General features: G+C 57.9%; 16 protein-coding genes. 6 read left to right on the top strand and 10 right to left on the bottom strand.

Going from position 1 to position 13,733, the window contains the following annotated elements; all coding sequences use genetic code 11:
• The first annotated feature begins 5 nt into the window (after positions 1–5).
• From rsxB to nth, 6 genes are read left to right on the top strand one after another with little or no spacing between them, the layout of a single operon-like run.
• A complete protein-coding gene (gene rsxB, locus E5Q11_RS05405) occupies positions 6–584 on the top strand; it encodes an electron transport complex subunit RsxB (protein WP_135802334.1) in 579 nt (192 codons plus the stop codon).
• Entirely contained in the window at positions 584–2,374 is a 1,791-nt protein-coding gene (gene rsxC / locus E5Q11_RS05410; protein ID WP_135802335.1) for an electron transport complex subunit RsxC, read from the top strand. The genes rsxB and rsxC overlap by 1 nt, the downstream gene beginning before the upstream one ends.
• Positions 2,374–3,426: an electron transport complex subunit RsxD gene (gene rsxD / locus E5Q11_RS05415; protein WP_135802336.1), complete on the top strand. Its 1,053-nt coding sequence runs from the start codon at positions 2,374–2,376 to the stop codon at positions 3,424–3,426. The genes rsxC and rsxD overlap by 1 nt, the downstream gene beginning before the upstream one ends.
• Positions 3,427–3,429: 3 nt before the next feature.
• Positions 3,430–4,131 (top strand): electron transport complex subunit RsxG, encoded by a 702-nt coding sequence (rsxG, locus tag E5Q11_RS05420; protein WP_135802337.1) that lies wholly within the window; start codon positions 3,430–3,432, stop codon positions 4,129–4,131.
• A 1-nt stretch (position 4,132) separates the two neighbouring features.
• Complete coding sequence (locus tag E5Q11_RS05425; protein WP_135802338.1) at positions 4,133–4,843, top strand: electron transport complex subunit E; 711 nt, start codon at positions 4,133–4,135, stop codon at positions 4,841–4,843.
• Positions 4,840–5,481: an endonuclease III gene (nth, locus tag E5Q11_RS05430; RefSeq protein WP_135802339.1), complete on the top strand. Its 642-nt coding sequence runs from the start codon at positions 4,840–4,842 to the stop codon at positions 5,479–5,481. The genes E5Q11_RS05425 and nth overlap by 4 nt, the downstream gene beginning before the upstream one ends.
• Positions 5,482–5,546: 65 nt before the next feature.
• Here nth and E5Q11_RS05435 read toward each other — a convergent pair whose 3' ends face one another.
• The 10 genes from E5Q11_RS05435 to E5Q11_RS05480 form a co-directional block, all read right to left on the bottom strand.
• Entirely contained in the window at positions 5,547–6,122 is a 576-nt protein-coding gene (locus E5Q11_RS05435) for a chalcone isomerase family protein (RefSeq protein ID WP_135802340.1), read from the bottom strand.
• 235 nt (positions 6,123–6,357) lie between these two features.
• Positions 6,358–7,359, bottom strand: a complete 1,002-nt coding sequence (gene rpoS / locus E5Q11_RS05440; RefSeq protein ID WP_135802341.1) for an RNA polymerase sigma factor RpoS — start codon at positions 7,357–7,359, stop codon at positions 6,358–6,360.
• Positions 7,360–7,571: 212 nt separating this feature from the next.
• Entirely contained in the window at positions 7,572–8,315 is a 744-nt protein-coding gene (locus E5Q11_RS05445; protein ID WP_135802342.1) for a peptidoglycan DD-metalloendopeptidase family protein, read from the bottom strand.
• 342 nt (positions 8,316–8,657) lie between these two features.
• Complete coding sequence (locus tag E5Q11_RS05450; RefSeq protein WP_228260628.1) at positions 8,658–9,542, bottom strand: DUF368 domain-containing protein; 885 nt, start codon at positions 9,540–9,542, stop codon at positions 8,658–8,660.
• A gap of 53 nt (positions 9,543–9,595) precedes the next feature.
• Positions 9,596–10,252, bottom strand: coding sequence for a protein-L-isoaspartate(D-aspartate) O-methyltransferase (locus E5Q11_RS05455; RefSeq protein ID WP_135802343.1), 657 nt, complete (start codon positions 10,250–10,252; stop codon positions 9,596–9,598).
• Entirely contained in the window at positions 10,252–11,028 is a 777-nt protein-coding gene (surE, locus tag E5Q11_RS05460; protein WP_135802344.1) for a 5'/3'-nucleotidase SurE, read from the bottom strand. The genes E5Q11_RS05455 and surE overlap by 1 nt, the downstream gene beginning before the upstream one ends.
• A complete protein-coding gene (gene truD, locus E5Q11_RS05465) occupies positions 11,006–12,097 on the bottom strand; it encodes a tRNA pseudouridine(13) synthase TruD (RefSeq protein ID WP_135802345.1) in 1,092 nt (363 codons plus the stop codon). The genes surE and truD overlap by 23 nt, the downstream gene beginning before the upstream one ends.
• The gene (gene ispF / locus E5Q11_RS05470; RefSeq protein ID WP_135802346.1) at positions 12,094–12,573 is read right to left on the bottom strand and encodes a 2-C-methyl-D-erythritol 2,4-cyclodiphosphate synthase; all 480 of its coding nucleotides are present in this window, start codon (positions 12,571–12,573) and stop codon (positions 12,094–12,096) included. The genes truD and ispF overlap by 4 nt, the downstream gene beginning before the upstream one ends.
• A gap of 42 nt (positions 12,574–12,615) precedes the next feature.
• Complete coding sequence (gene ispD / locus E5Q11_RS05475; protein WP_135802347.1) at positions 12,616–13,329, bottom strand: 2-C-methyl-D-erythritol 4-phosphate cytidylyltransferase; 714 nt, start codon at positions 13,327–13,329, stop codon at positions 12,616–12,618.
• Between the two features lie 32 nt (positions 13,330–13,361).
• Entirely contained in the window at positions 13,362–13,634 is a 273-nt protein-coding gene (locus E5Q11_RS05480; RefSeq protein ID WP_135802348.1) for a septum formation initiator family protein, read from the bottom strand.
• Between the last annotated feature and the right edge of the window lie 99 nt (positions 13,635–13,733).

Below are 13,733 nucleotides of genomic sequence, written 5' to 3' on the forward strand. Positions count from 1 at the left end.
TGACTATGTGGACAGGCATACTGATCGCTGTTGTTGTGCTGCTGGCGCTGGCCGTGGTGTTTGGCGGTTTGCTGGGGTTTGCCTCCGAGCGTTTCAAGGTTGAAGGGAACCCCCTGGTCGAGCAGATTGACTCCCTGCTGCCCCAGACCCAGTGCGGCCAGTGCGGTTTCCCCGGCTGCCGCCCCTACGCCGAGTCCATCGCCAACGGGGACGCTATCAACAAGTGCCCCCCCGGTGGCGAGACCACCATCAAGGCCCTGGCCGACCTGCTCGACGTTGAACCACAGCCCCTGGACGCCGAACATGGCGTTGAACAGGCCAAGCGGGTGGCAGTGATTCGTGAAGACGAATGCATCGGCTGCACCAAGTGCATTCAGGCCTGCCCGGTAGACGCCATTCTGGGCGCCGCCAAACAGATGCACACCGTGATTGAAAGCGAGTGCACCGGCTGCGACCTGTGCGTCGACCCCTGCCCCGTCGACTGCATTGACATGGTTACCATCGAACCAGACATCCGCTCCTGGACCTGGACACCGCCAAAATCCGGCATCATTGCCACGGATCGAACGGAAGCGAGCGCCTGATGACGCAACTCTGGGATTTCAGCGGCGGTATACACCCGGCGGAAAACAAGCATCTGTCGACCACTCGGCCGATTGAACAGGCGTCGCTGCCGGAACGGTTGATCCTGCCGCTGCAGCAGCACATTGGCGCGCCGGCAGAAGCCTGCGTAGCGGTCGGCGAGCGGGTACTGAAAGGCCAGACCATTGCCAGGGTTCCCGGGTCTGTGGGCGTTCCGGTTCACGCGCCCACCTCGGGCACTGTCGAAGCTGTGTCCATGCACCCGGTTCCCCACCCCTCGGGCATGAGCGACTGGTGCATTGTTCTGACGCCGGATGGCCTGGACGAGTGGGCGGAGCGTGATCCGATTGCCGATTACCATTCCATGGATCGTGACGCGGTGCTTGAGCGAATCCGCGAATATGGCATCGCCGGTCTTGGCGGCGCCGGCTTTCCCACCAATATCAAACTGCGGCCCCCGAAAGACCGGAAGGTCAGCACGCTGATATTGAACGGCGCCGAGTGCGAGCCCTATATCACCGCCGACGATATGGCCATGCGCGAACGAGCCGATGAGATTGTATCCGGCCTGCGGATCATGGCCTGGATCCTGCGGCCGGAACGCTGCGTAATTGCGGTGGAAGACAACAAGCCCGAAGCCATCGAAGCCCTGAAAAAGGCCACGGAAAACACCCAGACCGAGGTGGTGGTTATTCCCACCAAGTATCCGTCCGGGGGCGAAAAACAACTGATCCAGATTCTGACCGGCATGGAGGTGCCCAGTGGCGGCATTCCTGCAGACATAGGCGTGATGTGCCAGAACACCGGCACCGCCATTGCGGTCTCTCGCGCCATCCATCGGGACGAGCCGCTGATTTCCCGGGTCACCACCATTACCGGCCGAGCCGTGTCCAATCCCGGCACCTTTGAGGTGTTGCTGGGTACCCCAGTAGAACACTTGTTGAAACAGGCCGGGCTTGATGAACAACAGCTTCACCGACTGATTCTGGGCGGCCCCATGATGGGTTACACCCTGGAAACGCCGGGCGTACCGGTGGTGAAAACCACTAACTGTGTGATTGCCGCCACCGCCGAAGAACTGCCGGCCCCGCCGCCAGAACAGCCCTGCATCCGTTGCGGCATGTGCGCCGAAGCCTGTCCCATGGAATTGCTGCCCCAGCAGCTGTTCTGGCACTCCAAAGCCGGTGAATTCGAAAAGGCCGAGCACCTGAATCTGTTCGACTGCATCGAGTGTGGTGCCTGCTCCTATGTTTGCCCAAGCTCCATTCCGCTGGTGCAGTATTACCGTGCGGCCAAAGGCGAGATCCGCATTCAGCAGGCCGAACACCTGAAAGCCGATCGCGCCCGGGAGCGCTTTGAAGCTCGCCAGGCCAGACTGGAACGGGAGCAGCAGGAGAAAGAACAGCGCAAGAAAGACCGGGCGAAAGCCGCTGCCGAAGCCCAGGCGAAAAAGCAGGCCGAAGCGGAGAGAGCAGAAGCCGAGGGCCAGCCCGCCGACGACCGCGCCGCAAAATCCACGCTGGTGGAAGAAGCGCTGGCGCGGAAAAAAGCCAAAGCTGAGAAGGCAGCGGCATCAGAAGCCCCCACGCCAACGGCTCCGGAAGCACCTGATCTCGAGGCGCTGGAAAAACAGCTAAGCCAGGCCACCGCAAAACTGAACACTATGCAAAGCATGCTGGAAGACGCCAAAGCGGAAAATGCCGACAACGTCGAAAAACTCGAGCGTGCCGTGGCCAAGAATCACGATCGCGTCAAACGCGCCGAACAGGCTCTAGCCGAGGCCCGGAACTGATGGCACTTGCTCAACAATCATCACCCCATGCCCGCCGTGCCCGGTCTACATCCAACGTTATGCTCTGGGTTATGCTGGCATCCCTACCCGGGCTCCTGGCCCAGGTTGTGTTTTTTGGCTGGGGTAACCTGATCAACGTGATCTGGTGCATGGCCCTGGCGGTTGGCGCTGAAGCAGCCATGTTGAGGTTGCGAAAACGGCCAATCAAATTCTTCCTGCGAGACAATACCGCTGCCGTGACCGGCCTGCTGCTGGGTCTGTCCCTGCCGCCGCTGGTGCCTTTCTGGGTATCGGCGATTGCGGTTCTGGCTGCGATTGTTCTTGCCAAGCAGCTATACGGTGGTCTGGGGTCCAACCCATTCAACCCGGCCATGGTGGGCTATGCCCTGGTACTGATTTCTTTCCCCGTGGCCATGACCACCAACTGGGCAGAGCCCGGACTGCTCTGGGAAAACGCACCCGGCCTGTGGGACACCCTGAATATCATTGCGTCCGGCCAGCAGTCGGCAGTGGATGCCTTCACCATGGCGACGCCCCTGGACCATTACAAACACAACATCAGTTCCCGGACCGCCACCGAGGTGCTCCAGCACCCCACCTTCGGTGACGGCGTAGCGAAGGGCTGGGAGTGGGTCAACGCAGGCTTTCTGGCGGGCGGGCTGTTACTGCTGTGGATGCGCCTGATCACCTGGCATATTCCGGTCAGCTTTCTGGCCGGGCTGGCGATCATGAGCCTGGCATTTGGCAGCAACGCCGACCTTTATGCACCTCTGTCCATGCATCTTCTGGCCGGCGGCACTATGCTGGGCGCGTTTTTCATTGCCACCGACCCGGTATCCGCGGCCACCAGCCATCAGGGTAAGCTGATCTATGGCGCCGGCATCGGTGTGCTGATCTACCTGATTCGTACCTGGGGCGACTACCCGGACGCGGTCGCGTTCGCGGTGCTGCTGATGAACTTTGCGGTGCCCTTTATTGATTACTACACGCCCCCGCGCACTTATGGCCACCATAAGCCCCGGCGTGGTTTGCCCGGCAAGAATCAGGGATAACCTATGGCGACTCTTGCACACTCCATTCGACGGAATGCCATCGGGCTTGGCCTGTTTGCCATCATTACCGGAGGCACCATTGCGTTGACCCAGGCGCTGACTCAGGATCGCATTGAACAGCAGATAGCGCGGGCGGAAGCGGAGGCCCTGTTTGACATTATTCCCGAGGACCGACACGACAACCAGTTATTGAGGGATACGGTTACCCTGCCCGCCACCACAGCCCTGAATGATGGCGAACCCCTGACCGCCTGGGTTGCGCGCCGGGGTGATCGACCCTTCGGGCTGATTGTTCCGGTAACGGCACCCGGGGGCTATTCCGGCGATATCCGCCTGCTGATTGGTCTCAATATGAAAGGCACGGTGCTGGGTGTGCGGGTGACCAGCCACCGGGAAACCCCCGGGCTGGGGGACAAGATTGAAACCAAGAAATCCGACTGGATCTACACCTTTGAGGGCCAGTCGCTGGACAACCCCGAGCCTGAAAACTGGGCGGTTAAAAAAGATGGCGGCGCATTTGACCAGTTTACCGGCGCCACCATTACCCCGCGAGCAGTGGTGGACACAGTACGGGATACACTGATTTATTTTCGCGAGAACCGGAAGCAGATCCGGGACACACTAAGACAACCCGCCTCACCTGAAGATGAGCCAGTCACGCCGGGATCACTGGCGGGCGGCGATTCGGCACAGGAGCATTCGTAACATGGCGACTAAATCCAACTCCGAGATCATTCGAGACGGACTCTGGACCAACAACCCGGCGCTGGTTCAGGTGCTCGGGCTTTGCCCACTGCTGGCGGTCACAAGCACCGTCGTTAACGCCATTGGCCTGGGCCTTGCCACGCTACTGGTGTTGATGGGCTCGAATCTGGCGGTATCGCTGATCCGCAATTTCGTCAGTGAATCGGTACGCCTGCCCGCCTTTGTGATGATCATTGCCTCTTTCGTGACCTGTGCCGAACTGCTGATGCAGGCGTTCACCTATGAGCTTTACCAGATTCTGGGGATATTCATTCCGCTGATCGTAACCAACTGCGCCATTCTGGGCCGGGCAGACGCTTTTGCCTCCAAGAATCCGCCGCTGCCCGCGCTGCTGGACGGTTTCATGATGGGCCTGGGATTCCTGTTCGTGCTGATCGCCCTGGGCGGCATCCGTGAACTGGTCGGCCAGGGCACCCTGTTTGTCGATATGGACCTGCTGCTTGGCCCGATGGCCAGTGGGTGGGCTATCCGCCCGCTTGAGAGCTATCCGGATGTGCTGTTCATGGTCTTGCCACCGGGCGCCTTTATTGGCCTGGGCCTACTCATTGCCCTGAAGAATGGCATCGACAACCAGATCAAGGCGCGCCGTGCCGCGGTTCAGCCAGTTGAAGCCGGAAGCAAGCGGGTGCGCGTAACGGGTAACGTGTCATGAACAAGGAAAAGCGAACCGCGATTTTTTCCAGACTGAGAGACGCCAACCCCTCACCCACCACCGAGCTGAACTACTCAAACCCGTTTGAGCTTTTGATTGCCGTTATTCTTTCTGCTCAGGCAACAGACGTCGGCGTGAATAAGGCCACCGCGAAGCTGTATCCGGTAGCCAACACGCCGGAAGCCATTCACGCCCTGGGCGTGGACGGTCTGAAGGAATACATAAAAACCATCGGCCTGTTCAATAGCAAAGCGGAGAACGTGATCAAAACCTGTAAGGCACTGATCGATAAACACAATAGCCAGGTTCCGGACAATCGCGAAGATCTGGAAGCCTTACCTGGCGTGGGTAGAAAAACCGCAAACGTGGTTTTGAATACCGCATTTGGACAGCCCGCCATGGCCGTGGACACCCACATATTCCGGGTGTCCAACCGGACCGGAATCGCACCGGGCAAAAACGTTCTGGAAGTGGAAAAGCGGCTGATGAGGCTGGTGCCGAAAGAATTTCTTCTGGATGCGCATCACTGGCTGATTCTTCACGGCCGCTACACCTGCACCGCGCGTAAGCCCAAGTGTGGCGCCTGTGAAATCGAGGACCTTTGCGAGTTCAAACAGAAGCGGGATTATCTGGCTTGAAGGTTTGACGGACTTGGACTGGCCCGCGCAGGCCAGTCCAACACTTGTTTCCCCAGAGTCGAATCTTAGCGCTGACCCAGCATTTTTTCTTTCAGGTCTTCCTGGGCAGGCTGGTCAGAGAGCCAGATACCGAACAGGGCCTTCTTGAATTCGAGGCCTTCAATGGTAGAGCGTGCCTCACCGTTTTTCTGGACACGGACGCCCTCACCCGGCAGATAGACCAGGTCAAACACATCACCCTCTACGATTTCCTCTGAAAACACATCGAGGAACGCATCGACTTCGTCCTGGATCGCTGCGAGATCGCCACCGGTGGAGTTCTCGAAGCCTTCCATGGTTGCGTCTTTCATCTTGTCACTGGTGATCATGCCGGAGATGATATGCAGGGTAATGGCCTGGGGTTCGTCGGCGTTGATGATGGCCTGGCCATCACTGATGGTGCTGGGTACGTACAAGCCGCCAACATAGAGATCCATAAACCACTTGGACCGGGTACCTGCGCCGTTCAGCTTGAGCTCGGTGCCCATGGCCGTATAGGTTTCAGGAACATCAACACCGTCCACTTCCAGCGCTGAAGCCGGAGCAGAGAGCACGGTGGTCAAAAGTAATGATGCAAATCCTGCTGATAGAGTCTTTTTCATCGTCTTTTCCTTTTCGATCGTTATTATAAAGTCCTGTTTTTCGTCGTTCCCCGAAGCTCGACACCTTTGTGACAGCCTAATACCTACAACCTCAATCCCGCCTCGGCGGGCAAAGTGTAACAGGATGTAAACTACATCTTTCGCGGGCTGGTTCTCATTTGTGCAGGCCAAAAAAAACCGGCCCCCGAAAGGGCCGGTTTTCGCTTTTCTATTTTCTGTCCGGTTATTGCAAGCTCTACTTGAACAGCATGGTGCCCGAAAGACCTTCTTTCTCGAGAATCTCACGGAGGCGGCGCAGGGCTTCAACCTGAATCTGCCGAACCCGTTCGCGGGTCAAACCGATTTCCTGCCCCACTTCTTCAAGTGTGCTGATCGGATAACCACGGAGGCCGAAGCGGCGCGACAGGACTTCCTGCTGTTTATCGCTCAGTTGATCAATCCACTTCTCGACACAGGAGCACATGTTATTGTCCTGCAACTGATCCGCAGGGTCTGCGGCGCCCTCATCAGCTACCGTATCCAGCAGGGATTTTTCGCCGCCGCTGCCGATGGGCGTATCCATGGAGGCGACGCGCTCGTTGAGGCCAAGCATCCGCTTTACGTCTGCAACCGGCTTGTCCACCATCTGCGCGATTTCTTCGGCGGAGGGCTCGTGATCCAGTTTCTGGGTCAGCTCGCGGGCCGCCCGCAGGTAAAGGTTCAGTTCCTTCACGACATGAATCGGTAAACGAATGGTGCGGGTCTGATTCATGATCGCCCGTTCGATGGTCTGGCGGATCCACCAGGTAGCATAGGTAGAGAAGCGGAACCCGCGTTCCGGGTCGAACTTCTCTACCGCCCGAATAAGCCCGAGGTTGCCTTCCTCAATAAGGTCCAACAGGGTCAGCCCGCGATTCACATAACGTCGCGCAATCTTGACCACCAGGCGAAGGTTGCTCTCGATCATCCGCTTGCGGCCCGACTCTTCACCCTTGCGGGCGAGTCTTGCGAAGTAGACTTCCTCTTCGGGGGTCAACAGGGGGGAAAATCCGATTTCGTTGAGGTAAAGCTGAGTGGCGTCCAGCTGTTTCTGGCTGGTGAAATAACGGCCCTGGGCCGGAATATCTTCTTCACTGCTCGCAACCTCTGTGTCGGCTGCCTCGTCTTTGTCGAGTTTATCTTCCGCTAGCAGTTGATCGTCTGACTCCTCTACATCTGACACACGATCAATGATGAGTTCTTCCTGCTCTGATGACATAGCGCTTGCCCCGCCTTTCAAGGATCCTGGATTTGCTCACAGTTCTTATTGTTATGAGCACCTTTTCTTGTCTGTTTTCTCTTTCAGGACATTGTTTCTGGCTGCTTGCGACTCCCGGCCGCCGTTTTTATTATGTGCCAGTCAGTTCGTTTCTTGTTATGTCTTCTGTCTGCATCACGCCTGGTGACTTTTTCTGCTCAGTTACCGCTCAGTCACCGGGGTGGCAGATACGGCACCGGGTTCACCGGGTTGCCATTTTTCCGGATTTCAAAGTGCAATTTCGGCCGGTCTGTTCCGCTGCTTCCGAGTTCAGCAATCTTCTGTCCGGCCTTTACATTATCCCCTTCTCTGACCACGACCTTGCGATTGTGGGCATAGGCACTGAGGTAGTGCTCGTTGTGATTCACTATGACCAGGTTTCCGTAGCCAAGTAAACCATCTCCTGCGTAAACGACATTACCGCTTGCAGCTGCCCTGACAGAATCACCCGGATTTCCAGCAATATCAATACCTTTATTGACTTTTCCGGATGTAGAATATCTAGCAATTACGGTGCCAACGTGGGGCCAGCGCCATTCGATACTGGCTACGGTCTGGCTCTGTTCAGCCGGAGGGGCAGACGGATTGGGTGGCTTTGACACCTTCGGCGCCGGTGGGTCGGGAGGCGAAGAAGTCCGGGTTGGGCTCGGTGGTTTTGGAGATCCCGAAGCCGCAGTAACACTGCCTCGCTGGTCCAGCCGTAATACCTGGCCGGCCTTTAAATTGTAGGGAGGGTCTATGCCGTTGGCATCGCCAAGTTCACGATAGTCACGACCATAGCGCCAGGCAATGCTGTAAAGGGTTTCACCGGACTTGACCACATGACGGCCCCAGTAGACTGGGGGGTTATAACGGTCATCCTGATGTATCGCAGGCGTATTACAGCCGACCAGGCCAAAAGCCATGATCGTCAGCATTAGAACACTCTGAAAACGCCGGGAAGCCCTGCTTCCAATTTTTGAACGAGCCCGTTCGTCGCCACTTACCGAGAGCCAGGATGCCCGGAAAAGAGACGCTGAAAACACCCACTCAGACACTCTGTACGCCAATCTCAATAGAATAAAAACGAGCCTGTTAATCGATTTTTGTATAAAAAATGCGGTCAGTTATCAGGTTTTCTCAGTAACTCGCTAATTTATTGCACATTTCCGGTGCCAAACCAAGTTACTGTGCACCGTTATATGTTACCGCCCGAAACAGTCATCAGGGCCAGAAAAGTAACACTCGTCTCATGGATGCTGAGAACGGGCGCGCAAATGTCACTTTTTCCTGCCGACCCACTCAATGGCAAGCACCATAACCAGCCCCAGTAGGGCGAACAGACCGGCCAGAATTAACTGAGGGTCCTGCCCGGCCTGTTCAGCATAGCTTAAGGGACTGATGCTTGCCTCGTTGAGCGGAACCTCTTCGCCAGAGCTATTGGTTCGCCAGGTCAGGGTTTCTTTCCACGGCCATACTTTATCCAGGGCTCCCACCATGAAGCCGATCAACAGCGCCAGCACCAGATCGTGGAAGCGGGAAAAAGCCCAGGTAATCAACCGGGCCACGGATAGAAGCCCGATCAGACAGCCCACTGCAAACACCGCAAGAATGGCCAGGTCAGGTGCACGGATGGCATCCAGAACCGGCGCGTACATACCCAGGATCACCAGAATGAAGGACCCGGAAATACCCGGCAGAATCATGGCGCAGATAGCCACGGCGCCAGCGCCGAAGAACATCGGCAGAGACGGTTCCAGGGGCGTGCCCGACAGCCCCCCGACCCACCAGGCGAAGACAACGCCGAGTACAAAAGGCACCAGCAACACCGCACGGGGCGAACGAACCTGGCGGCTGACATGCCACACCGAGGCCACGATCAGACCAAAGAAAAAGCTCCATATCAGGATCGGATAAGCCTCCAGCGCGTAGCTGATGACAGCCGCCAGGGCGGCAATACTGACCAGAATGCCTGACAGTAGACACAGCAGGAATGTGCCGTCGCAAGCCTGCCAGAACTGGCGGAAACGACCTTTTAAAAGGTTCTGCCACGCGGCCTCAGGCAGGCCACTGATCGCCTGAAGAAGCCGGAAATAGATACCGGTGATGAAGGCGATGGTTCCGCCGGAGACACCGGGCACTATGTCAGCGGCACCCATGGCCATGCCACGGAGAAACACCGACCATAGACTGTGATCACGATTGGGAGTCAGTGGGCTCAACGCACAACCCCACCCAACAGGGGCACGAAGCGGACCGGCTCAACTTCATTGATTTCAAACCTGGCGCCCTTGCGGACAATTTCTGTCAGCATTTGAGTATGCTCGCCTATCGGCGCCACCAGTACACCACCGTCCGCCAGTTGTGATTTCAGCTCTTCCGGCACTTCACGGGGCGCGGCGGTAACAATAATACCGTCGAATGGACCCTTGTCCGGCCATCCCATGCCGCCGTCGGCGTGTTTGAGAAGCACATTCCGTGCGCCCAGGGTTCGCAGCCGGTCACGGGCACGATCCTGTAGGGGTTTGATGCGCTCGACGCTGAACACATGGTCAACCAGATTGGCCAGAATGGCGGTCTGGTAACCGGAACCAGTGCCCAGTTCCAGTACCCTTGAGGGTTTATGGCGCATCAGAACTTCGGTCATCCGGGCCACAATGTAAGGCTGGGACAGAGTCTGGCCGTAACCGATCGGCAACGCCGTGTCTTCATAGGAACGGTGCGCCAGTGCCTCATCCAGAAATATATGCCTGGGCACATTGGCCATCGCTTCCAGCACCTGCTCATCTTCAATACCGGATTCGCGCAGCCGTTGAATCAGCCGCATCCGGGTACGGCGGGACGTCATCCCGATGCCGTCAAGCTCTGCGACCATCAAAGGCTTCCCTCATCCTGGACCCCGTGATTCAGCCTCTCGACCCAGTCCTGCAGGGACGGCAGTGCTTCATGGCGAGTCATGTCCACATGCACCGGGGTGATACTCACAAAATGATCACGCACGGCCTGAAAATCTGTGCCCTCACCGGCATCACTGCCTTTACCGGCAGCGCCGATCCAGTACCGTGCCTTGCCTCGCGGGCAGGTCATGGGGACAGCGCCCTCGGCCCGGCCACGGTGGCCAAGACGGGTCACGCGGAATCCGGCCAGCTCGTCCCACGACACGTCCGGCACGTTCACGTTAAGGATGCAACGGGGCCCAAGGGTCATGGGCGCAGTGCCTTCCAGCAGGACACGGATAACCCGGGCCGCGGTTTCGTAGTGGAAGTGGCCTTCGTTTACCAACGAAACGGCAATCGCGGGTAAACCCAGATGACGGCCTTCCGTTGCCGCTGCCACGGTGCCGGAATAGATAATATCGTCGCCGAGGTTGGCGTGGGTGTTGATGCCGGAAACCACACGGTCGAAAGGCTGATCAAACAATCCGTTTACCGCCAGGTGAACACAATCCGTGGGCGTGCCGTCAACGGACTGGAAACCACCGGCATGATCTTCAACCGTCAACGGCCGGTTCAGCGTGAGCGCGTTACTGGCGCCACTGTGGTCCCGGTCCGGTGCCACAACATGCAATTCGCCCAGGCCCTCGAGCCCGTCGTACAGGGCTTTCAGGCCCGGCGAATGCACACCGTCATCATTGGATAACAGAATTCGCACGATTGTCTCCACTTACTGCCAAATCAAATAGGTCGCCGAGCAATGTTGTTGCGTACTGCCCCGGTGCCAGCCCGAATGCCAGCGACAGCCTGTCTGCAGCCAGCCATCGCCATTGCAGATCTTCCGGCATCAGGGTCAGTTGACGGCGCTCCGGCTTCATCCGTGTGATCGCAAACACCGCTGCAACCTGCGGATGCTCGGACACCACCGCCCTTTCCAGCTCGCCCTGCACGGAGACAGCCTCGGTACCGCCATCACCCCACAGCGGGCCGGTGATGAATGCGTCCGCCAGACCCGGCAAACCGGGTTCACCATCCAGCAGCGTCTGCCAGTTTCCGACCTCTACGCGATGGGCCAGCACTTCATTGAATAACCACGAACGTGCCGCCGAAAAGTACAATACGTTTTTAGACTCGTTACCGCCAGAGGAAGACCGGCCTCGACCCCGCTTTTTACCTTTATGGCCGCGGCCGGAAATCATGGTGGCCGGGTCCATCGCAATGGCCTGGTCCAAATTACCGCCCTCGTGGCCAAATCGCTGGGGACCGAAGTAGTTAGGGCAGCCATATTCGCGCAGTTGCGCCAGCGCAAGGTTGATGGTCTTCTGCTGGCCGCTTACGTTGGTGAGGACTATTTCAAAGCCATTGCCCTGATGGTCAGAGCGACGCAGTTTTTTCGGAGCCCGGCAGCTTTCGAGTACCGGCCAGGTTTCGGCTACCCGCGCGATCAGTTCGCTGTCTTCACCTTCCAGCCCCGGACGATAGACGCTGAACCATTGCCGAGTGACCGCATGGCGGTCTTTCAGTCCACAGAAGCCGACATCAAAAGGCCGACACCCGGCCAGCACCGCCAGCTGTCTGGCCACATACTCGGTGTTATCGCCGGTTTTCTCGATGCGAAACAGCAGATGCTCGCCGCCATTGAAGCCGGAAACGTCCAGCTTCTCATCCACCATAAAATCTGCAGGGCTGGCTTTGAGAACTGCCGTTGCAGCCCTGGTGCCCGATGACGTTGGCCAGTCCAGACGCCAGCGTTCCGGTTCGTCGTTATTCTGCTCTGAGTCGGTCACAGGCTTTGCGGCTCAAGCAGACAGACCGCCTGGCAGGCTATGCCCTCGCCACGACCGGTAAAGCCCAGACGTTCACTGGTTGTGGCTTTCACGCTCACGCGGTTTGCAGGAAGGTTAAGATCTTCGGCGATGTTCAGACGCATGGTCTGGATATGAGGGGCCATTTTCGGCGCCTGGGCAATAATCGTGGTGTCCACGTTGGCCACTCTGAAACCCTCCTCGGCAACCCGCTCCATCACCCGACGCAGCAGGTCACGACTGTCCGCCCCGGCCCACTCCTCGCTGGTGTCGGGGAAAAAGTGACCGATGTCGCCCAGAGCCACGGCGCCCAGCAGCGCATCCGCCAGTGCGTGAAGCAGCACATCGCCATCGGAATGGGCCTTGATTCCCTTTTCAAACGGAATGGATACACCACCGAGGATGACATGGTCGCCCTCACAGAACGCATGGACATCAAAGCCCTGCCCGATTCGCATAATGGGTTCCTTATATCGATTGAAACGTGAAACGCAGTGGATTCAGAAGCGGCTGAGCACGAAATCCGCCAGCGCCAGATCGGCCGGTACCGTTATCTTAATGTTATCGGGACGGCCTTCGACAATACAGGGGAAATAACCGGCCTGTTCTACGGCTGAGGCTTCATCCGTCACAGGAAGCCCGGCAGCCAAAGCCGACTTCAGGGCGCACCTGAGGATGCCAAACCGGAACATCTGCGGCGTAAGCGCGCGCCAGAGCTGGCTGCGGTCGACAGTCTCGAGAACATCCTGCCCGCCAGCAGCGGTTTTTTTCAGGGTATCGGTCACTGGCGCCGCCAACAGACCGCCTACCTGATGATCTTTGAGTTCAGTGAGCAGCCGGTTCAGATCATCCGGGTGCAGGCAGGGCCTGGCGGCGTCGTGTACCAGCACCCAATCATCGGGGCCCGCCTGTCCGTCCAATGCATCAAGCGCGGCGAGTACCGAATCAGCTCGCTCCTGACCACCGGTGACGCTGGTAACCCGGTCGTTCTGGCTGGCTCTGGTGTCGCACCACCAGGGATCATCCACGCTGATGGCAACGATACAACCCGCCAGAGCGGTGTTATCAGACGCAAAGCAATCAGACATGCTTTCAATAGCAAGATCAAGAATCAGACTTCCCCGCAGCGATAGATACTGCTTGGGACGGGCAGAGTTCATTCGTTTGCCGGCACCTGCGGCGGGGATAATAAGCCAGAGTCTGGGGGTAGTCATGGGCATGGTCGACGTCAGAAAGGCAGAGCGGCTTATTGTTCAACCACCAGGAAAAAAGTTTCGTCCTCGCGGATCAGGCCAAGGTTCATCCGCGCCCGCTCTTCCAGCGCGCCCTGCTGGCCACGAAGATTCTGGACTTCGGCGAACAGACGCTCGTTGCGGATCTCCAGCTCTTCGTTTTCCGCACGCTGCCCGGCAATGGCTTCCTCCAGACCCCAGACCTGCGCAAAGCTGCCCTCCCCGACCCACAGGCGAACCTGCAGCAGGATGATCAGCAAAACCATGATGGACCAGACCAACTTCATTGCAATTCCGATTACCGTATAGACGACGAATGTTGAGTATAGACCTTACAGTAGTTTTGCAACAAGTTCTGCTAAGCACTTGTACAAAAAGGCCATCAC

Origin of the sequence: Marinobacter confluentis (assembly GCF_004785685.1) — a bacterium.
Lineage (GTDB): Bacteria > Pseudomonadota > Gammaproteobacteria > Pseudomonadales > Oleiphilaceae > Marinobacter > Marinobacter confluentis.